Origin of the sequence: Cyanobium sp. BA20m-p-22 (assembly GCF_024346275.1) — a bacterium.
In the GTDB taxonomy this organism is placed as follows: Bacteria; Cyanobacteriota; Cyanobacteriia; order PCC-6307; family Cyanobiaceae; genus Cyanobium_A.
This window is the reverse complement of record NZ_JAGQCQ010000030.1, coordinates 1-19243: the sequence shown is the minus strand read 5'-3', so window position 1 is coordinate 19243 and position 19243 is coordinate 1. Positions and strand designations below refer to the sequence as shown.

At 65.9% G+C, this 19243-nt stretch carries 17 protein-coding genes, 1 tRNA gene and 1 pseudogene; 10 read left to right on the top strand and 9 right to left on the bottom strand.

Annotation, left to right across the window (positions count from 1 at the left end; genetic code table 11):
* Together KBZ15_RS04370 and KBZ15_RS04365 are read left to right on the top strand one after the other, a co-directional pair.
* Nucleotides 1-317 (top strand): annotated as a pseudogene (locus KBZ15_RS04370) (photosystem II q(b) protein); the annotation flags it as partial.
* Nucleotides 318-641: 324 nt separating this feature from the next.
* Nucleotides 642-1664, top strand: coding sequence for a fatty acid desaturase (locus KBZ15_RS04365; protein ID WP_255013707.1), 1023 nt, complete (start codon nucleotides 642-644; stop codon nucleotides 1662-1664).
* 8 nt (nucleotides 1665-1672) lie between these two features.
* Here the strand turns inward: KBZ15_RS04365 and KBZ15_RS04360 are convergent.
* Nucleotides 1673-1744: transfer RNA gene (locus KBZ15_RS04360), tRNA-Thr, on the bottom strand.
* A gap of 6 nt (nucleotides 1745-1750) precedes the next feature.
* Between KBZ15_RS04360 and KBZ15_RS18625 the strand changes: the two genes are divergently transcribed.
* Entirely contained in the window at nucleotides 1751-2074 is a 324-nt protein-coding gene (locus KBZ15_RS18625) for a DUF3493 domain-containing protein (RefSeq protein WP_396123399.1), read from the top strand.
* On the opposite strand, the gene KBZ15_RS04355 is transcribed toward KBZ15_RS18625, so the two are convergent.
* The 6 genes from KBZ15_RS04355 to KBZ15_RS04330 form a co-directional block, all read right to left on the bottom strand.
* Entirely contained in the window at nucleotides 1991-2695 is a 705-nt protein-coding gene (locus KBZ15_RS04355; RefSeq protein ID WP_255013705.1) for a low-complexity tail membrane protein, read from the bottom strand. The two genes, KBZ15_RS18625 and KBZ15_RS04355, sit on opposite strands and share 84 nt — an antisense overlap.
* 5 nt (nucleotides 2696-2700) lie before the next feature.
* Complete coding sequence (gene infB / locus KBZ15_RS04350; RefSeq protein ID WP_255013703.1) at nucleotides 2701-5925, bottom strand: translation initiation factor IF-2; 3225 nt, start codon at nucleotides 5923-5925, stop codon at nucleotides 2701-2703.
* 83 nt (nucleotides 5926-6008) lie between these two features.
* Entirely contained in the window at nucleotides 6009-6287 is a 279-nt protein-coding gene (locus tag KBZ15_RS04345; RefSeq protein ID WP_197151498.1) for a YlxR family protein, read from the bottom strand.
* Complete coding sequence (gene nusA, locus KBZ15_RS04340) at nucleotides 6284-7633, bottom strand: transcription termination factor NusA (protein WP_255013701.1); 1350 nt, start codon at nucleotides 7631-7633, stop codon at nucleotides 6284-6286. The genes KBZ15_RS04345 and nusA overlap by 4 nt, the downstream gene beginning before the upstream one ends.
* A 31-nt stretch (nucleotides 7634-7664) precedes the next feature.
* Nucleotides 7665-8138, bottom strand: a complete 474-nt coding sequence (gene rimP, locus KBZ15_RS04335; protein WP_254931886.1) for a ribosome maturation factor RimP — start codon at nucleotides 8136-8138, stop codon at nucleotides 7665-7667.
* A 122-nt stretch (nucleotides 8139-8260) separates the two neighbouring features.
* On the bottom strand, nucleotides 8261-8560 hold the full coding sequence (locus KBZ15_RS04330) for a hypothetical protein (protein WP_255013699.1): 300 nt from the start codon (nucleotides 8558-8560) through the stop codon (nucleotides 8261-8263).
* Between the two features lie 34 nt (nucleotides 8561-8594).
* Between KBZ15_RS04330 and KBZ15_RS04325 the strand changes: the two genes are divergently transcribed.
* The 3 genes from KBZ15_RS04325 to rpiA are packed head-to-tail and all read left to right on the top strand — an operon-like array spanning nucleotide 8595 to nucleotide 11299.
* Nucleotides 8595-9386 carry a metallophosphoesterase gene (locus KBZ15_RS04325; protein ID WP_255013697.1) on the top strand — a complete coding sequence of 264 codons (792 nt, stop codon included), beginning with the start codon at nucleotides 8595-8597 and terminating at the stop codon, nucleotides 9384-9386.
* Nucleotides 9387-9394: 8 nt separating this feature from the next.
* Nucleotides 9395-10549, top strand: a complete 1155-nt coding sequence (locus KBZ15_RS04320) for a trypsin-like peptidase domain-containing protein (RefSeq protein ID WP_255013693.1) — start codon at nucleotides 9395-9397, stop codon at nucleotides 10547-10549.
* A gap of 36 nt (nucleotides 10550-10585) precedes the next feature.
* Nucleotides 10586-11299 (top strand): ribose-5-phosphate isomerase RpiA, encoded by a 714-nt coding sequence (rpiA, locus tag KBZ15_RS04315; protein ID WP_255013692.1) that lies wholly within the window; start codon nucleotides 10586-10588, stop codon nucleotides 11297-11299.
* A 26-nt stretch (nucleotides 11300-11325) separates the two neighbouring features.
* Here rpiA and KBZ15_RS04310 read toward each other — a convergent pair whose 3' ends face one another.
* Nucleotides 11326-11769 carry a secondary thiamine-phosphate synthase enzyme YjbQ gene (locus tag KBZ15_RS04310; RefSeq protein ID WP_255013690.1) on the bottom strand — a complete coding sequence of 148 codons (444 nt, stop codon included), beginning with the start codon at nucleotides 11767-11769 and terminating at the stop codon, nucleotides 11326-11328.
* 21 nt (nucleotides 11770-11790) lie between these two features.
* Entirely contained in the window at nucleotides 11791-13116 is a 1326-nt protein-coding gene (gene hisD, locus KBZ15_RS04305) for a histidinol dehydrogenase (protein ID WP_396123398.1), read from the bottom strand.
* Nucleotides 13117-13214: 98 nt separating this feature from the next.
* Here hisD and rpsT point away from each other — a divergent pair, with 98 nt between their 5' ends.
* The 4 genes from rpsT to rpoC1 form a co-directional block, all read left to right on the top strand.
* Nucleotides 13215-13547 carry a 30S ribosomal protein S20 gene (rpsT, locus tag KBZ15_RS04300; RefSeq protein WP_254931565.1) on the top strand — a complete coding sequence of 111 codons (333 nt, stop codon included), beginning with the start codon at nucleotides 13215-13217 and terminating at the stop codon, nucleotides 13545-13547.
* Between the two features lie 9 nt (nucleotides 13548-13556).
* Nucleotides 13557-14339: a TatD family hydrolase gene (locus KBZ15_RS04295; protein WP_231596511.1), complete on the top strand. Its 783-nt coding sequence runs from the start codon at nucleotides 13557-13559 to the stop codon at nucleotides 14337-14339.
* A gap of 206 nt (nucleotides 14340-14545) precedes the next feature.
* The gene (gene rpoB, locus KBZ15_RS04290) at nucleotides 14546-17836 is read left to right on the top strand and encodes a DNA-directed RNA polymerase subunit beta (protein WP_255013687.1); all 3291 of its coding nucleotides are present in this window, start codon (nucleotides 14546-14548) and stop codon (nucleotides 17834-17836) included.
* Between the two features lie 63 nt (nucleotides 17837-17899).
* The coding region (gene rpoC1 / locus KBZ15_RS04285) for a DNA-directed RNA polymerase subunit gamma (RefSeq protein WP_255013685.1) at nucleotides 17900-19243 on the top strand (1344 nt) is incomplete at its 3' end.

Here is a 19243-nt window from a genome sequence, read left to right as displayed (position 1 = left end):
TCGGTCGCCTGATCTTCCAATACGCCTCCTTCAACAACAGCCGCAGCCTCCACTTCTTCCTGGCTGCCTGGCCCGTGGTTGGCATCTGGTTCACCGCCCTGGGCGTGAGCACGATGGCCTTCAACCTGAACGGTTTCAACTTCAACCAGTCGATCCTTGACGGCCAAGGCCGTGTGGTGAACACCTGGGCAGACGTTCTGAACCGCGCTGGTCTGGGTATGGAAGTGATGCACGAGCGCAATGCTCACAACTTCCCGCTTGACCTGGCTGCTGCTACTGCCACCCCCGTGGCACTAACCGCACCTGCAATCGGCTGAGGCTTAACAGCCTGGCTAACGCCAAACCCAAACGGAATCCCCCCGGCCCCCTCGCAAGAGGGGGTTTTTTGTTGGCTCGGCAACAGCCAATCAGTCGCGGCTTGAGGGCCCCTATTCCTAGGGTTTGGAGGAATCCTTTCAGCGTGATTCGTCTCCCCTTGTTATGTGGCAGCGTCCTTGAAGTCGTCTGAATTCCTGCTCTCCCAATCCCAGTCCCATCGTTCCTCGACGCCCACTGCCTATCCCAGCAAGGCGCAATTGCTGGCCTGCCTTCCCGCCTCCCTGCTGACCATTGACCCCGTCAAGGCCTGGGGGAGTCTGGCCATGTCTCTAGGCCTGACCCTGCTGGCCTATGGCGTGGGCACCCAGATACCCCTCCGGCTAAGCGCTGCGCCCCTCTGGCTGCTCTATGCCGCGGTGACAGGCACTGTGGCGGGCGGTTGCTGGGTGCTTGCCCATGAGTGCGGCCACCGCGCCTTTCACCCCAACCCCCGGGTGGAAACGGCGGTGGGCTTTATGCTCCACAGCCTGCTGCTGGTTCCCTACTTCAGCTGGCAGCGGAGCCATGCGGTGCACCACGCCAATTGCAATCACCTCGAAGCGGGTGAAACCCATGTGCCTCCCCGTTCCAATTCGCCCGAGGGCAGGTTGCTGGAAGGGGTGCTCAGTCGGATTGGGCCGGAACTGTACGGCGTCTACGCCCTGATCTTCCACCTGCTGGTGGGGTGGCCGCTCTATTTACTTTTTGGAGTTACAGGGGGCGCAGATTATGGAGCTCCTACCTCCCATTTCTGGAATTTATTGCCTTTTAACAAGGGCAAAAAGCAGCTGTTTCCGGATTCCGTTCGGAAGCTGATGCTGATATCGAACCTGGGCTTGCTGGCCATGCTTTTAGTGCTGGTGCTGGCCTCATTTAATTATTCTTTTTTGCGGGTTTTGTGCGTCTATGGGCTCCCATATCTGGTGGTCAATGCCTGGCTGGTTGCCTATACTTGGCTGCAGCACAGTGATACAGATATTCCCCATTTTTCATCGGGCGACTGGACCTGGGCGAAGGGTGCTCTTCAGACTGTGGATCGCCCCTACGGGCCCCTGTTGAACTTTCTGCACCATGGGATTGGTTCAACCCATGTGTGCCACCACGTCAACTCCCGAATTCCCCACTACAACGCCTGGCAGGCCACCGCCCTGTTAAAGCAGCAGTTTCCGGCACTGGTACGCCATGACCCCACAGCAATTCATACCGCGCTCTGGCGGGTGGCAAGTCGCTGTGTGGTCGTATCCCAGGCGCCTTCAGGTGACGGATATTTTTACGAGCCCCAAATCAGCTCTTTGGCTGATGATTGAGACCTCAAAGCCGGTGATCGGATTTGAACCGACGACCTACTGATTACGAATCAGTTGCTCTACCCCTGAGCTACACCGGCGCTCCAATGAAATTAGCATTGACTCGCTTGCCCCACCGGCTAGTCCCACTCCCTTGCCCCACTGCCCGCCTGAAGATGGGACCTAACTCTGACCAGATCGATCCTGCCTTGCGTGCCCGGCTCCTCCAGGAAGTCCGCACTCCCTGGCGAGGCCTGCGTAGGGGGCTGTGGCTGGCCCTGGCGGCCTCAGGGGCGGTTGGGTTGGCAACGATGGCCATGCGAGCGGCGAGCGGCGCCGAGGTGGCCTCAGCCGATCTCCTGATCCAGGTCGGTGCCCTCGGCTTGTTCGGCAGCCTCCTCTGGCTGGATCGCAACCGAGCCGGCAGCTGAGGGGCCAGCTGAGGCGGCAGCTGAGTTGCCAGCTGCCACCTGGAGTGGCTCAAGCAGCAGCAGGGGCAGCCCCAGGCAGAGCCGCTGGGAGTCCAACTCAGCACGGGTCATAGGTGGGTAGCTAGCCAGTGGGTCCGGCTTGCGGACCAGGAGCGCGATCGCCTGGACCAGCTCCTGCAACTGCCACAGGACCAGGGCCAGCAGCGGGCAGGCCAGCAGCAGAGCGACAAAGCGTGGGCTGGCCGTCAGTGGGGAGAGGGGCGCGGCCAGGGCGGCGTGCTGATCAAGCCACCAGAAGAGAGGCAGTAGGGCAGCGGCCCCCAGCAGCATGGCCAGCCTGGCCGGCAGGGGGCTTTGCAGGGCCGCGAGCTGGAGCTGGGCTTCGCTGCGACCCCGCACCGGCACCTGCACCAGCAGCAGGGAGCAGACGTCGGCAGGCCGCTGCCAGAGCAGGATCGCCGGCCCCAGCACGCCGATGGCCCAGGCCAGCAGCCGCTCCAGACCTGGCAAGGGGCCCGGATCGGCACCGGCCAGCAGCAGCAGCAGCCCCAGCAGCTCCAGCGGAATGGCCCCGAGGGCCACGAGCTGGAGCCAGAGCAGGGGCTCGCTGCGGGCGTTCACCGCGCTCAGGTGCTGAGGGTGCGGCGCTGGGTGACCAGCTTGTAGGCCTCCACCCGATCGCCTTCCTGCCAGCCCGTGTAGCGATCGGTGCCGATGCCGCACTCGAAGCCGGTGGCCACTTCCTTGACGTCGTCTTTGTTGCGGCGCAGGGAGTCGAGGTCGCCCTCGAACACCTTCTCCTTGCCGCGCCAAACCCGCACCTTGCAGTTGCGTTGCAACTTGCCGCTGGTGACGTAACAACCCGCCACCGCGCTGCGGCCGATGCTGAACACGGCCCGCACCTCGGCTTCGCCGAGGGACTCCTCCACTAGCTCCGGCTCCAGCAGGCCTTCCATGGCCAGCTGGATGTCTTCCAGCAGCTTGTAGATCACGTCGTAGTCGCGCACATCGACGCCGGTGGCATCGGCGGCCCGCTTGGCGCCTGGCGCCATCGAGGTATTGAAGCCCACGATCACCGCACCGGAGGCGGCCGCCAGGTCGACGTCGGTTTCGGTGATCTCGCCCGGAGCCGAGAGCAGCACCCGCACCTGCACTTCGCCCTGGGGCAGTCGTTCGAGGGAGCCAAGGATGGCTTCCACCGAACCCTGGACGTCGGCCTTGAGGATCAGGTTGAGCTCCTTGAGCTCGCCCTCGCTGGCCTGGCCCGACATTGAGGCCAGGGAGACCCGGCGGGAAGCCATCTGCTGGGCCAGTCGGGTGGCGCGGGCTTCGCTGGCCCGGTCACCCACCACCGAGCGGGCGGTCTTCTCGTCGGGATAGACCTCAAACTCGTCGCCGGCGGTGGGCACTTCGCTGAAGCCCAGGGCCTCAACCGCATAGGAGGGGCCAGCCTCCTTGACCCGTTTGCCGCCGTCGTCAACCATGGCCCGCACCTTGCCGAGTACGGGCCCCGCCGCCAGCACATCCCCAGCCCGCAGGGTGCCGTTCTGCACCAGCAGGGTGGCCACCGGACCCTTGGCCTTGTCCAGGTGGGCCTCGATCACGGTGCCGCGGGCCATGCGATCCGGGTTGGCCTTGAGGTCTTCCACCTCCGTCACCAGCAGGATCATCTCCAGCAACTTGTCGACGTTCACACCCTTGAGGGCGCTCACCGGCACCATCACGGTGTTGCCGCCCCAGTCTTCAGCCACCAGCTCGAGCCCCGAGAGCTCCTGCTTCACCCGATCGGGGGAGGCCCCCTCCTTGTCGATCTTGTTGATCGCCACCACGATCGGCACCTTGGCCGCGCGGGCGTGGCTGATCGCCTCCAGGGTTTGGGGCCGGACGCCGTCATCGGCTGCCACCACCAACACCGCCACGTCGGTCACCTTGGTGCCGCGGGCCCGCATGGCGGTGAAGGCCTCGTGGCCCGGTGTATCCAGGAAGGTGATCTTGCGCTGTTCTCCGCCGTGGGGAATCTGCACCTGGTAAGCACCGATGTGCTGGGTGATGCCCCCGGCTTCGCCAGCGGCCACGCGGGTTTTGCGGATGGCATCAAGCAGGCTTGTTTTGCCATGGTCGACGTGGCCCATCACCGTCACCACGGGAGGGCGACGGATCAGGTGGGCCAGGTCGCTCTCCTCGATCATCTCCACCGTCTTGGCGGCGGCCTCTTCGACGTCGTCTTCGAGCACCGGCACGCCGAATTCCTCGGCCACTGCCTCAATGGTGGAGAGATCCAGGCTCTGGGTGACCGTGGCGATGATCCCCTTGAAGAACAGGCTCTTGATGATCTCGGAGCTCTCCACCCCGAGTTTCTCAGCCAGCTCCTGCACCGTCAGGTTGCCCTCGGGCACGATCAGCATCTCCGGCCGCACTGCCTTGGCCTCACGGGAGGACCGCAGTTCCATGGCGCGGCGCCGCTGGCGCTGGCGGGTGGTCTCCTTCTTGCGCTTGCGCATCGCCGCCATCGGTTTGGCGGCGGGGGCAGCGGCAGTGCGGGGCTTGGCGGGGCGCGCCAGGCTGGCCTGCAGGATGAAGGCTTCCTGTTCGCCGGCGTAACCGCCGGTTTCGGCGGTGAGCGCATCATCGTTTTCGCCGATGATGTGCACCTTGGTGCGCTGCTTCTGCGGCGTGCGGCTGCGCAGGGCTTCCAGCTTGGCGCTGTCGTCCCAGTCGGGGCGGCGGGGTTTGCCGGCGGCCCCTGGAGCCGTGGGGGGGCGGAAACCAGGCCGCCTCGGAGCTGCCGGAGCGGCTGGGCTGGCGTTGGGACGCACCAGATCCGTACTGCCGGGGCTAGGGGCTGCGCCAGATTCACTGCGATCTCCCGGCCGTCGCGGCGGCGGCGCGGTGGGCCGGCCGGAGGGCTTCTGGAGCTGCATCAGCTCGCCCGGCGCCATCGGTTTGCGCATGCCGGCGGGCATGCCGGGTCTACCCGGAGCGGCTGGGCGATCGGGTGCTGCAGGCCCGGTGCTGTCGCGGCTGTCGCGCCGGATCGGCTTGCCGACGAGCTCCAGGGGAGTCGGGCCGGGGCGTCCTGCCAACCCGGCCTGACCAGGCCGGGTGGGTGCGGGAACTCCCGACCGCTGCGGTGCAGCCGGCCGCTGGCTCAGGGGGGCCCGGCCAGCCGGCGGTGCGGGCCGGCTGCTGGTGGTGCCGCCGCCGGGGCGCACCGGTAATTCCGGTTTGCGACTGCTGAGGACTGTTGTGGTTTGGGCCGGTCTGGCCGGGGCTGGGGCCGGGGCCGGGCTGCTGGGTCGGGCCGGCTTGGAGGCAATCACCACCGGCTTGATCGGCGCGATCGAGGGTTTGCTGGCTGGGCCAGGGGGCTTGGTGACCAGGGCCGGTTTGCTGACCAGGGCAGGCGGCTTACTGACCAGAGCTGGTTTGCTGGCCGGAGCAGGAGGCTTGCTGACCAGAGCCGGTTTACTGGCCGGAGCAGGGGGTTTGCTGACCAGAACAGGGGGCTTGGTGACGGGCTGCTTGGTGACGGGTGGTCCCACCAAGGGGCGGGCCGGGGGCGGCAGGGCCGGTTTGGCTGCCGTGGGGGGGGCACCAGCACTCTCGGCCTTCTTGAGCGAGAGGATTGCTTTGGGAGCGGCTGCAGCCGGAGCTGGAGCGGGTTTCGAGGGGCTGCCGTTGCTGCCGGTCTTGATCAGGGAGCGGATGCGGGAAGCTTCGTCGTCGCTGATCGAGCTGCTGTGGCTCTTGGCCGCAACCCCCAGCTTCTCGGCGGCGTCGAGCACGTCCTTGTTCTCCAGGCCGAGATCCCGGGAAAGCTCATAAATTCTTACTTTGCCGCTGCTGGTCATTCAGGTCTCCATGGGACGGGGCCCAAGGGCCGCCAAGCGGGGCCGAGGGGCACACCAGGCCGCAGGTACGCTCCGGCCAATTGTCATCTTGCCTTAAAGGCGAGATCAGCGCCGGGTGTCAGGCGCCTTTCGAGGCTTGCAACGATGGAATCCGCAACCTGGCAGCGCAGGGCCCGTTGCAGACGCTTGCGCCGTTTCGCCTCTTCGAGGCACTCCTGATTGGGGCAGAGATAGGCCGAACGGCCCATGCCCTGATCCAAGCAGATACCCCCCTCAGCCAGCCGGATCACCCGCCAGAGCTGCTCCCTATCCAGCAACTTGCGGCAGGCGACGCAGCGCCGCAACACCGGACTGCGAGTCACCGGGTTCCGCCCTCGTCAGGGTCGGCAACGGCCTCCTCGGTGAAGTCCTCCTCGTCTTCGGGCAGGGGGTAGAGCTCCCGCAGGCGGGCATCTTCCTCGGCCCGGGCGGCCTGCTCCACTTCCAGCCGGGCTTCGGCTTCAGCCTGAAGGGCCTCCTCCTCCTGGCGCTGGGCGATCAGTTCGGAGACCACCGCGTCTTCAGCGGCCTGGTCGTACTCGTTGGCGTTCTTGATGTCGAGCTTCCAGCCGGTGAGTCGGGCGGCCAGGCGCACGTTCTGGCCCTCGCGGCCGATCGCCAGGCTGAGCTGGTCATGGGGCACCAGCACATGGGCGTGCTGCCCCTCCGGGTCGACCAGGCGCACCATCTCGACCCTGGCCGGGCTGAGGGAGTTGGCGATGTACTGGCCAGGATCGGGCGACCAGCGAATCACGTCGATCTTTTCTCCGCGCAACTCGTTGACCACCTGCTGGATGCGGGAGCCCCGGGCACCGATGCAGGCGCCCACCGGATCCACCTCCCGTTCCACCGAATCGACGGCCACCTTGGTGCGGGGTCCGACCGAGCGGGAGGGCGGATTGGCTTCCCGGGCTACGGCCACGATTCGCACCGAGCCCTCCTGGATCTCGGGCACCTCGTTCTCGAACAAATACACCACCAGGCCGGCGTTGGAGCGGCTGACAAACAGCTGGGGGCCGCGCCGTGAAACCTCACTCACCTCCTTGAGGAAAACCTTGAAGGTGGCGTTGGCCCGGTAGTTGTCGTTTGGTAGCTGGTCGCGGCGGGGCAGCTCGGCCTCCACCTCGGGCCGGCCCAGGCCACTGCTGACAGCCATGATCACGCTCTGCCGCTCGAAGCGAATCACCCGGGCCGTGAGCACCGGGTCTTCTAGGTCGGCGAATTCTTCTTGAATCATGCGCCGCTGTTGGTCGCGCAGCTTCTGGGCCAGCACCTGCTTGGTGGTGGCGGCGGCCATGCGCCCGAAGTCGTCCTTTTCCGGGGTGACATCGAGCACCACCGTGTCGCCGATCTGGGCGTCATCGGTGACCTGTTGCACCTCAGCTAGGGAAATCTGGTGGTCTTCGCTCTCCACCTCCTCCACGATGATCTTGGAGGCCAGCACCCGATAGCCCTCTTCCTCGAGGTCCAGGCCCACATCAAAGTTGGAGAAGTAGTCCTCCTCGAAGGGGTCTTCGCTGATCCCCAGGTAAAGGGTGCGGCGATAGCGCTCGTAGCCCTTGAGCAGGGCTTCCCGCAGGGCGGCCTCCACCACGGGGGGCGGCAGCTTCTTCTCTTCGCTGATGTCCTCGATCAGGTTGTTCAGACCGGGGAGCAGAACCAGGGCCATGGATCAGGGGTGAGAAATGGGCAGGGAGCGTTCAGGTGGGCTGGGCTGGGGTGACCAGGGAAACCCTGATCACCGCGTCCCTTGGGATGAGCTGGGTGCGGCCGCGGACGTTGAGGTGCAGATCCTTTGCGTCGCGCTCCAGCAGGAGCCCTTCGCGCCGCACCTCTAGGCCCTGGTCGTCCCGACAGATCACCTCAATCGGAAATCCGCGGAAACTGCGGAAGTCGCGGTCGTCGTGAAGATTGTCGCTGACGCCAGGGCTGCTGACCTCCAGAACATAGGCATCGCCTAGCCATTCGGCCGCTTCGATCGCCTCCCCAAGCGGTGCACTCAGGGAGGCGCACTCATCGAGGCTGATGTCACTGCCATCGGCCCGCTGCACAAGCACCTGCACCGTCATGGGAATCCGGTGGGTGAACAGGTGAACGCCCTTCAGCTCGAAACCTGCAGCAGCCGTGGCCAGTTGGGCCAGGCGCTCGAGTTCGGGCAGCAGGGGATGGGGCAACGGTGCAGGGAAGCTGGGGGCGGGGGCCCGCCGGCTTTTGCAGTTTTGTAACTGCCCTCAGGCAGCCCGTATTCAGCCTGAAACTGAACCGGAGCCTTTGGGATTGCCCGCCGGGCAAGCAATCACCCTAGGGGATTGCCCGTTCCAGGCCCCATGCCGCCGACGGGAGGGATCTCGATCACCGGGGCCTCGGCGAAGTAGTCGCTGGGCTGGACGGTGCCCAGCTGGCTGGTGTCCTGGTTCAGGCACTGGCACTTCTGCTCGTCGGTGCGCAGGTACTGGCATACCCGGGCCCAGAGCTTGGCGCGGCTGCCCGGCCCTCCCTGGCTGAAGTGCACCAGGTCCTTGCCGCCGGCCATGCCCTGAATCTCAACTTGACAGAGGCTGCAGCGCTGGCGCTTGCCTGGGGGAATTGCTGCCATGGCCGCCGCTGCGAACAGGAGCCAACTTAGGCCGATGCGCATCATTCAGCTCAGCGATCCCCACCTTTTGGCCGCCGCCCATGGTTTGTGGCGGGGTCGCCAGCCCTGGGCCTGCTTTGAGCGGGCCCTTGAGCAGGCCTGGATCCAGGCCCCTGCCGCCGATCTGCTGCTGCTCAGCGGCGACCTTTGCCAGGACGAGAGTTGGGCGGGTTACGCCCGGCTGCGCGACCGCCTGGCCGCCTGGCCCACGCCCGTTGCCCTGCTGGCCGGCAACCACGACGCTCCCCACCTGCTGCGAGCCGCCCTGGGCCGCCATGCCGTTGTGGCCCCTGCGGTGCTGGAGCTCGCCGGGGTGCGCCTGCTCTTGCTCAACAGCCACCGCACGGGTTGCGTCGAAGGCTGGCTGGGTCCCCGGCAGCTGGCCTGGCTGGCTGGGGAGTTGGGCCGTTCCAACCACCTGCCCCTGGTTGTGGCGGTGCACCATCCGCCGGTGGCGATCGGGGATCCGATCTTTGACCGCATCGGCCTGGGTGACGGCGGGGCGCTGCTGCAGCTGCTGGTAGGCCAGCCCCAGCTCAAGGCGGTGGTGTTTGGCCATATCCACCAGCATTGGCTCGGCGCCCTGCCAGGCCGGCCAGCAGTGCCCCTGCTTGGCTGCCCGTCCACCCTCTGTGCCTACGGGCCGGTGCAGCCCTGCCCCCTGGGCCGTCCCCAGGATCCCGGCGGGCGCTGGCTGGAGCTCGATGCCCAGGGCAGCCTCAGCCACACCCTCCTGAGGTGGCAGGCCGTTGCTTCCCCGGGCTCCCTAGCCTGGGCTTCAATTTGAACCGGTCCATGACGGCCTTGGCGATGAAGCGGCTGTTGCTTGTACTGGTGCCCCTGCTGTGGCTGGCCCTGGGCCCCTGGAGCCCCACCGCCCTGGCGCTGGACTTGGCCCCGGATGGGGCGCTGGCTGCCCTCCCCAGCGGCACCCCCCACAGCTTCGTGGCCGAGGCGGCCCGGGCGGTGGCACCGGCCGTGGTGCGGATCGACACCGAACGGGAGGTGGCTCGCCAACCCTTTGATCCGGCCCTGCTGGATCCCTTTCTGCGCGACCTGTTCGGTGACCCCTCCGGCAGCATGCGCGAGCGGGGCCAGGGCTCCGGTGTGGTGATCGACGCGGCCAAAGGGCTGGTGCTCACCAATGCCCATGTGGTCGACCAGGTGGACAGCGTTGAGGTGACCCTGGCTGACGGCCGCCAGGTGGATGGAGCCGTGGTGGGGGCCGATTCGGTGACCGATCTGGCCGTGGTGAAAATCCCCGGTTCCCGCGATCTGCGGGCCGCTCCCCTGGGTGATTCGGAAGCCCTGGAGGTGGGCGACTGGGCGATTGCGATGGGCAGTCCCTATGGCCTGGAGCGCACCGTGACCCTGGGCATCGTCAGCAGCCTGCACCGCAACATCAACAGCCTTGGCTTCTCCGACAAGCGTCTCGATCTGATTCAGACGGATGCCGCCATCAACCCCGGCAATTCCGGTGGTCCCCTGATCAATGCCGGCGGCGAGGTGATCGGCATCAACACCCTGGTGCGTTCGGGGCCGGGGGCGGGCCTGGGCTTTGCGATCCCCATCAACCTGGCCCGGGGAGTGGCGGGCCAGCTCAGCGAGGGCGGCCAGGTGGTGCATCCCTATCTCGGCCTGCAGCTGGTGGCGCTCACGGCGCGCAGGGCCAGGGATAACAATCGGGACCCCGAGGCCCTGCTGCAGCTGCCGGAGCGCGATGGGGCCCTGGTGCAGCGGGTGCTGCCCGACAGCCCGGCTGAGACCGCGGGCCTGCGGCGGGGCGATCTGGTGGTGAAGGTGGACGACCAGCCCGTGCCCGATCCGGCCAGCCTGCTCAAGCGGGTCGAGGGCAGCACGGTGGGCCAGCTGCTGCCGCTCACGGTGATTCGGGGGCAGCGGGAGCTCAACCTCAGCATCAAACCGGCGGCCTTGCCCAAGGCCAGCTGAGGACTGCTACGGTCGCGGCCCGTTCGGGCGTGATCGATGTCGGACCTGCAAGATCAGATGAAGCAGGCGGTGGCGGCGGCAGCCACCGAGCAGATCCGCAGCGGCATGGTGGTGGGGCTGGGCTCCGGCTCCACCGCGGCCCTGATGATTCAGGCCCTGGGGGCCAAGCTCCAGAGCGGTGAGCTCAGCGACATCGTGGGTGTGCCCACCTCCTTCCAGGGCGAGGTGCTCGCCGCCGAGCTCGGTATTCCCCTGCAGAGCCTCAACGCGGTGGATCGGATCGATCTGGCCATTGACGGTGCCGATGAGGTGGACCCGGCCTTCCAGCTGATCAAGGGTGGCGGAGCTTGCCATGTGCAGGAAAAGTTGGTGGCGGTTCGCGCCAAGCGCTTTGTGGTGGTGGTGGATTCCACCAAGCTGGTGGACACCCTCAACCTCGGCTTCCTACTGCCGGTGGAGGTGCTCCCCGGTGCCTGGCGTCAGGTGCAGGGACAGCTCAAGGCAATGGGCGGCGAGGCCCAGCTGCGCATGGCCGTGAAGAAGGCCGGTCCGGTGGTGACAGACCAAGGGAATCTGGTTTTGGATGTGAAATTCGCAGGCGGCATCGGCGATCCGGCCGCCCTGGAGGCGGCGATCAACAACATCCCTGGCGTGCTGGAGAACGGCCTGTTCGTGAACATCACCGACCAGGTGCTGGTGGGTGAAATCGTGGACGGCGAGCCCCGGGTGCGGGATCTGGCGAAGCGCTGAGGCGCGATCCCAGCTCCTGTACCCACTCAGACGCCGCAGAGTTGCAGCAGCACCTGGCGCTGACGGGGGCCATCCAATTCCACCAGCAGCACGGCCTGGTAGCGGCCCAGGCCCAGCAGGCCGTCCACGACCGGCAGGGTGAGGTGGTTGCCCAGCTTCAGGGCGATCAGGTGGGCATGGGCGTTGCGCGGCTCATCGGCGGGAATGCCCGGCCGCAGGTGCAGGTCGTTGTGGGCGTAGGCCCGCTCGGGGGGCGTCAGGGCCAGGAAGTGGCGCTCGATGTCCCCCAGCAAGCGGTCCTCGGCCTCGTTCACGACCAAGGCGGTGGTGGTGTGCTGACCGGCGGCCACCAGCAGGCCGTTGCGGATCCCGGTGCCATTCACGAAGGCCTGCAGGTCGGCGCTGATGTCGTGGCAGCTGAAGCTGGCCGTGGTGGTGCGCTCTAGCCGGGTGGAGTGAAACGTCACCATGGCGAGGCAAGCTCCCCCAGCTCAGGCCAGCCTGCGCCGCACTGACTCGGCGTGGCTGTGCAGGCCTTCACTTTCGGCCAGGGTGATCACGGCTGCCCCGGTGGCTTCCAGGGCCGCGCGGTTGAAGTGGATCAAGCTGGTGTGGCGCAGGAAGGTTTCCACGCTCAGGGCGCCGGCGAACCGGGCCGTGCCAGAGGTGGGCAGGGTGTGGTTGGGGCCGGCCAGGTAATCGCCCACAGCTTCTGGCGTGTGGGGGCCCATGAAAATGGCGCCGGCATGCTGGATCTGCTCGGCCAGGCTCTCCGGGTCTTCCACCAGCAGCTCCAGGTGTTCGGGGGCGAAGCAGTCGCTGAGCTCAGCCGCCCGGCGGAGGCTCTCGCACACCACGATCAGGCCCCAGTCGCCCAGGGCGGTGCGGGTGATCTCAGCCCTGGGATGACCCGCCAGCTGGGCCTCCAGGGCCGCCGGCATCGCCGCCGCCAGCTCTGCGCTGGTTGTGAGCAGGATTGCGGCTGCCAGGGGGTCGTGTTCGGCCTGGGCCAGCAGGTCGGCGGCCACCTGGTCGGCCCGGGCGGTGTGGTCGGCGATCACCAGCACCTCACTGGGGCCGGCCAGCGAATCGATGGCCACCCGGCCATACACGGCCTTCTTGGCCAGGGTGACGTAGAGATTGCCTGGACCACTGATCACATCGACGGCCGGGATGGTCTCGGTGCCGTAGGCCAGGGCTGCGATCGCCTGGGCGCCGCCGACCCGATACACCTCCTCCACGCCGGCCAGGTGGGCGGCAGCCAGCACGATGGCATTCGGTTCGCCGCTGGGCCCGGGCGGGGTGACCATCACCAGCCGTCCCACGCCGGCCACCTTGGCTGGAACAGCATTCATCAGCACCGTGCTGGGGTAAGAGGCCCGCCCGCCGGGCACGTAAATTCCCGCCCGCTCCACCGGCCGCCAACGGCGGCCGAGCCGTTCGCCATGGGGGCCGGTGATGGCCAGGTCGGCGGGGCGCTGCTGGCCGTGGAAGGCCAGAATTCGCTGATGGGCCAGGGCCAGGGCCTCCTGCAGGGCAGGGGCCGTGGTCTCCCAGGCCGCCGCCAGGCGTTCGGGGGGAATGTGCAGGGGGTCGGGCCGCACCCCATCGAAGCGTTCGGTTAGCTCCAGCAGGGCCCGATCGCCCTGCTGCCGCACCTGGCTCAGAATTTCTTCCACCCTGGCGGTCTCCTCCCCCATCAGGCCGCCGCTGGTGCGCCCGGCGATGGCGACCAGCCGTTCGGCGGCCTGGCTTTTCCCATCAGTGCTGGAATCCCGAAGGATGGCGATCGAGAGGGCGGCAGACGAAGCGACCACGGGCAGGTCTACCTGCGGAGGCTTTTCAGGCTAGGTCGCAGATCGCAGCTGGGCCTGAAGGTAGGATTCTTGATTGCCGATCCAGCTTCCAACAGCCTGTGGCCAATAACAAGTCTTCGAAGAAGCGCATTGAGGTTGCCGAGCGCAACCGCGTCCTCAACCGCACCTACAAGTCGGCCCTGCGCACACTGATGAAGCGCTGCTTCACCGCCTGCTCCGCCTACAGCCAGGAGCCCGGCGAGGCCGCCAAGGCCGCCGTCCAGGCCAGCATGAATGCGGCCTTCAGCAAGATCGACAAGGCGGTGAAGGTGGGTGTGCTCCATGGCAACACCGGCGCCAATCAAAAATCGCGCCTCAGCGCAGCGGTCAAATCGGCCACTGAGCCTGCTGCTGAGCCGGCCGCTGAGTTGGCAGTGGCAGCCCCGGCCTGAACCCCAGTGTTGGTTGACAGCCACTGCCACATCGTCTTTCGCAATTTTGACGACGATCTGGAGGAGGTCTCCCGCCGCTGGCGGGATGCCGGCGTCAAAGCCCTGGTCCATGCCTGCGTTGAGCCTGGCGAGATAGGGGCGATCCGGGCCCTGGCCGATCGCTTTCCTGAGCTGCGCTACTCCGTTGGGGTCCATCCCCTCGACACCCAGCACTGGCACCACGACACCGCTGCGGTCCTGCGCCAGGCGGCCAGGTCCGATTCCCGCGTAGTGGCGATCGGCGAGCTGGGCCTCGACCTGTTCCGGGACCACAACCTGGAGCAGCAGCTGGCCACGCTCGAACCCCAGCTCGACCTAGCGGTGGAGCTGGACCTGCCGGTGATCGTCCACTGCCGGGATGCGGCCGAGCCGATGCTGGCCCTGCTGCGGCAGCGGGCCGATCGCGGCGCCTGCCCCCGCGGGGTGATGCACTGCTGGGGCGGCAGCCCAGAGGAGATGGCCGCTTTTCTGGAGCTCGGTTTTTTGATCAGCTTCAGCGGAACTGTCACCTTCCCCAAGGCGGCAGCCACCCACGCCTGTGCCCAACTGGTGCCAGCAGACCGTTACTTAATTGAAACGGATTGTCCCTTTCTGGCTCCGGTGCCCCGCCGGGGCAAGCGCAACGAACCTGCCTTTGTGGCGTCCGTCGCCGCCCGCATGGCCGAGTTGCGTGGGGAAACGCTCACAGAAGTGGCCCTTACCAGCAGTTCTAACGCTGCAGGGCTCTTCGGCCTCACGCTTCACACTGTATGATTTTAAATCGGCCTGTAAGCGGTAGCGCTCCTTGTTGTCGACGCCTGCAGTCTTGAAGAAGTCACGTTGAGCATGCCCCTCGGGCAGCCGTTCCCAACCCCGGGGAGGCTGTTCGTGTGGGCTGTTGTGGTCCTTCAAGTTAGCGGCGCCCGACTCCGGAGCTCCACCGACCAGTCCTTTTCCCCCCGTTCCTGCAGGTTCACCGCATGAGCAGCGCGATCCAGGTCGCCAAGACCGTCACTTACCTTCCCGATTTGGTGGAGGTACAGCGGGCGAGTTTCAAATGGTTCCTGGAGAAGGGGCTGATCGAGGAGCTCGAGAGCTTCTCGCCGATCACCGACTACACCGGCAAGCTGGAGCTGCACTTCATCGGTAGCGAGTACCGCCTGAAGCGCCCCCGCCACGATGTGGAGGAGGCCAAGCGTCGCGACGCCACCTTCGCCTCCCAGATGTATGTCACCTGCCGCCTGGTCAACAAGGAGACCGGCGAGATCAAGGAGCAGGAGGTGTTCATCGGCGAACTCCCCCTGATGACCGAGCGCGGCACCTTCATCATCAATGGCGCTGAGCGGGTGATCGTCAACCAGATCGTCCGTTCCCCTGGCGTCTACTTCAAGGACGAACAGGACAAGAACGGCCGCAAGACCTTCAATGCCAGCCTGATCCCTAACCGGGGAGCCTGGCTCAAGTTTGAAACCGACAAGAACGACCTGCTGCACGTGCGGGTCGACAAGACCCGCAAGATCAACGCCCACGTGCTGATGCGGGCCATCGGCCTGTCAGACAACGATGTGCTCGACAAGCTGCGTCACCCCGAGTACTACCAGAAGTCGATCGAGGCCTCCAACGACGAGGGCATCTCCTCGGAGGACCAGGCCCTGCTGGAGCTCTACAAGAAGCTGCGGCCCGGTGAGCCCCCCTCGGTGAGCGGCGGCCAGAGCCTGCTGCACAGCCGCTTCTTCGATCCCAAGCGCTACGACCTCGGCCGGGTGGGCCGCTACAAGATCAACAAGAAGCTGCGCCTCACCATCCCCGATGCGGTGCGCACCCTCACCGCCGAGGACGTGCTCAGCACGATCGACTACCTGATCAACCTGGAACTCGATGTGGGCGGGGCCAGCCTCGACGATATCGACCACCTGGGCAACCGCCGGGTGCGTTCGGTGGGCGAGCTGTTGCAAAACCAGGTGCGCGTGGGCCTCAACCGGCTCGAGCGGATCATCAAGGAGCGCATGACCGTCGGTGAAACCGAATCGCTCACCCCGGCCCAACTGGTGAACCCCAAGCCCCTGGTGGCGGCCATCAAGGAGTTCTTCGGCTCCAGCCAGCTGAGCCAGTTCATGGACCAGACCAACCCCCTGGCCGAGCTCACCCACAAGCGCCGCATCAGCGCCCTGGGCCCAGGCGGCCTCACCCGGGAGCGGGCCGGTTTCGCCGTGCGCGACATCCACCCCTCCCACTACGGCCGCATCTGTCCGATCGAAACTCCGGAGGGCCCGAATGCCGGCCTGATCGGCTCCCTGGCCACCCACGCCCGGGTGAATGAATACGGCTTCATCGAAACTCCGTTCTGGAAGGTGGAAAACGGCATCGTCCACAAGAGTGGCGATCCCATTTATCTCTCTGCCGACCTCGAGGACGAGTGCCGCGTCGCCCCCGGTGACGTGCCCACCAACTCAGACGGCTACATCACCGCCGATCTGGTGCCGGTGCGCTATCGCCAGGACTTCGAAAAGGTTCCACCGGAGCAGGTGGATTACGTCCAGCTCTCACCGGTGCAGGTGATCTCGGTGGCCACCTCCCTGATTCCCTTCCTCGAACACGACGACGCCAACCGGGCCCTGATGGGCTCCAACATGCAGCGCCAGGCCGTGCCCCTGCTGCGTCCTGAGCGTCCCCTGGTGGGCACGGGGCTGGAAACCCAGGTCGCCCGCGACTCCGGCATGGTGCCGATCACCCGGGTCAACGGCACGGTCACCTTCGTCGATGCCACCGCCATCGTCATCCGCGATGACCAGGGCACCGACCACGTGCACCACCTGCAGAAATATCAGCGCTCCAACCAGGACACCTGCCTGAACCAGCGCCCGATCGTGCGTCAGGGCGATCCGGTGATCGCCGGCCAGGTCCTGGCCGATGGCTCGGCCTGTGAGGGCGGCGAAATCGCCCTGGGCCAGAACGTGTTGATCGCCTACATGCCCTGGGAGGGCTACAACTACGAGGACGCCATCCTGCTCAGCGATCGGCTGGTGCACGACGATCTCTACACCTCGGTGCACATCGAGAAGTATGAGATCGAGGCGCGCCAAACCAAGCTTGGCCCCGAGGAGATCACGCGGGAAATCCCCAATGTGGCCGAGGAGAGCCTGGGTCATCTTGACGAGATGGGCATCATCCGCATCGGCGCCTACGTCGAGAGCGGCGACATCCTGGTGGGCAAGGTGACGCCAAAGGGCGAATCCGACCAGCCCCCCGAAGAGAAGTTGCTGCGCGCAATCTTCGGGGAGAAGGCCCGCGATGTGCGCGACAACTCCCTGAGGGTGCCGAGCACGGAGCGGGGCCGCGTGGTGGATGTGCGCATCTACACCCGCGAGCAGGGCGACGAACTACCGCCCGGCGCAAACATGGTGGTGCGGGTCTACGTGGCCCAGCGCCGCAAGATCCAGGTGGGCGACAAGATGGCCGGCCGCCACGGCAACAAGGGCATCATCAGCCGCATCCTGCCCCAGCAGGACATGCCCTACCTGCCTGACGGCACCCCCATCGACATCGTGCTCAACCCCCTGGGTGTGCCGAGCCGGATGAATGTGGGCCAGGTGTTCGAATGCCTGATGGGCTGGGCCTCTTCCCATCTCGACTGCCGCGTCAAGGTGGTGCCCTTCGACGAGATGCACGGCGCTGAAAAGTCGAAGCAAACCGTGCAGGCCTACCTCGAGGAAGCCGCCAAATTGCCCGGCAAGGAATGGGTCTACAACCCCGACAACCCAGGCAAGATTCAGCTAATCGATGGTCGCAGCGGCGAGCCTTTTGACCAGCCCGTGACTGTTGGCTACGCCCACATTCTCAAACTGGTCCACCTGGTGGACGACAAGATCCACGCCCGCTCCACCGGCCCCTACTCCCTGGTGACCCAGCAGCCCCTGGGCGGCAAGGCCCAGCAGGGCGGCCAGCGCCTCGGTGAGATGGAGGTGTGGGCCCTCGAGGCCTACGGCGCCGCCTACACCCTGCAGGAACTGCTCACCGTCAAATCCGACGACATGCAGGGCCGCAACGAGGCACTCAACGCCATCGTCAAGGGCAAGCCGATCCCCCGGCCTGGCACGCCTGAGTCCTTCAAGGTGCTGATGCGCGAGCTTCAGTCGCTTGGTCTAGACATCGCCGTCTACACCGATGCCGGCGAGGAAGTGGATCTGATGCAGGACGTCAACCCCCGCCGCAGCACCCCCAGCCGGCCCACCTACGAATCCCTCGGCGTCGCGGATTACGACGACGACTGATTGCTTGTTTGCAGCGCATCGCTGACCGCCCCTCCCTTCTCGAACTCCGCGAGCCCCAAGCCGATGTCCAACAGCAACCTCCGCACCGAAAACCACTTCGACTACGTCAAGATCACGCTCGCTTCGCCCGAGCGGATCATGGAGTGGGGGCAGCGCACGCTGCCTAATGGTCAGGTGGTGGGTGAGGTCACCAAGCCCGAAACCATCAACTACCGCACGCTCAAGCCCGAGATGGACGGGCTGTTCTGCGAGAAGATCTTTGGACCCTCCAAGGATTGGGAATGCCACTGCGGTAAGTACAAGCGGGTGCGCCACCGCGGCATCGTCTGCGAGCGCTGCGGGGTCGAGGTCACTGAGAGCCGGGTGCGTCGCCATCGCATGGGCTTCATCAAGCTGGCCGCCCCTGTCTCCCACGTGTGGTATCTGAAGGGAATCCCCAGCTATGTGGCGATCCTGCTGGACATGCCCCTGCGGGATGTGGAGCAGATCGTCTATTTCAACTGCTACGTGGTGCTCGATCCAGGCGATCACAAAGACCTCACCTACAAGCAACTTCTCACTGAAGATGAGTGGCTTGAGATCGAAGACCAGATCTACGCTGAGGATTCCGACATTGAGAACGAGCCCATAGTGGGCATCGGCGCCGAGGCACTCAAGCAACTCCTGGAGGACCTGGAGCTCAACGAAACTGCCGAGCAGTTGCGGGAGGAGATCGCTGCCAGCAAGGGCCAGAAGCGGGCCAAGCTGATTAAACGTTTGCGGGTGATTGATAACTTCATCGCCACCAATGCCCGTCCCACCTGGATGGTGCTGGATGTGATCCCGGTGATCCCGCCAGACCTGCGGCCCATGGTGCAGCTCGATGGCGGCCGCTTTGCCACCAGCGATCTCAACGACCTCTACCGGCGGGTGATCAACCGCAACAACCGGCTAGCCCGCTTGCAGGAGATCCTGGCCCCCGAAATCATCGTTCGCAACGAAAAGCGGATGCTGCAGGAGGCGGTCGATGCCCTGATCGACAATGGTCGCCGGGGCCGCACCGTGGTGGGTGCCAACAACCGGGCCCTCAAGTCGCTCAGCGACATCATCGAGGGCAAGCAGGGCCGTTTCCGCCAAAACCTGCTCGGCAAGCGGGTCGACTACTCCGGTCGTTCCGTGATCGTGGTAGGCCCCAAGCTCAAGATGCACCAGTGCGGCCTGCCCAAGGAGATGGCGATCGAGCTGTTCCAGCCCTTCGTGATCCATCGCCTAATCCGCCAGAACATTGTCAACAACATCAAGGCCGCCAAGAAACTTATCCAGAAGGCCGACGATGAGGTGATGCCGGTGCTGCAGGAGGTGATCGAAGGTCACCCGATCCTGCTCAACCGGGCCCCGACCCTGCACCGGCTGGGGATCCAGGCCTTC

Bases quoted from the DNA above. Each gene is read 5' to 3' on its own strand.
- KBZ15_RS04325 (WP_255013697.1), top strand. From the start codon at position 8,595: ATGCGCATCATTCAGCTCAGCGATCCCCACCTTTTGGCCGCCGCCCAT.
- rpiA (WP_255013692.1), top strand. From the start codon at position 10,586: ATGTCGGACCTGCAAGATCAGATGAAGCAGGCGGTGGCGGCGGCAGCC.
- KBZ15_RS18625 (WP_396123399.1), top strand. From the start codon at position 1,751: ATGAAATTAGCATTGACTCGCTTGCCCCACCGGCTAGTCCCACTCCCT.
- nusA (WP_255013701.1), bottom strand. From the start codon at position 7,633: ATGGCCCTGGTTCTGCTCCCCGGTCTGAACAACCTGATCGAGGACATC.
- KBZ15_RS04310 (WP_255013690.1), bottom strand. From the start codon at position 11,769: ATGGTGACGTTTCACTCCACCCGGCTAGAGCGCACCACCACGGCCAGC.
- infB (WP_255013703.1), bottom strand. From the start codon at position 5,925: ATGACCAGCAGCGGCAAAGTAAGAATTTATGAGCTTTCCCGGGATCTC.
- KBZ15_RS04320 (WP_255013693.1), top strand. From the start codon at position 9,395: ATGACGGCCTTGGCGATGAAGCGGCTGTTGCTTGTACTGGTGCCCCTG.
- KBZ15_RS04330 (WP_255013699.1), bottom strand. From the start codon at position 8,560: ATGGCAGCAATTCCCCCAGGCAAGCGCCAGCGCTGCAGCCTCTGTCAA.
- KBZ15_RS04365 (WP_255013707.1), top strand. From the start codon at position 642: ATGTCTCTAGGCCTGACCCTGCTGGCCTATGGCGTGGGCACCCAGATA.
- rpoB (WP_255013687.1), top strand. From the start codon at position 14,546: ATGAGCAGCGCGATCCAGGTCGCCAAGACCGTCACTTACCTTCCCGAT.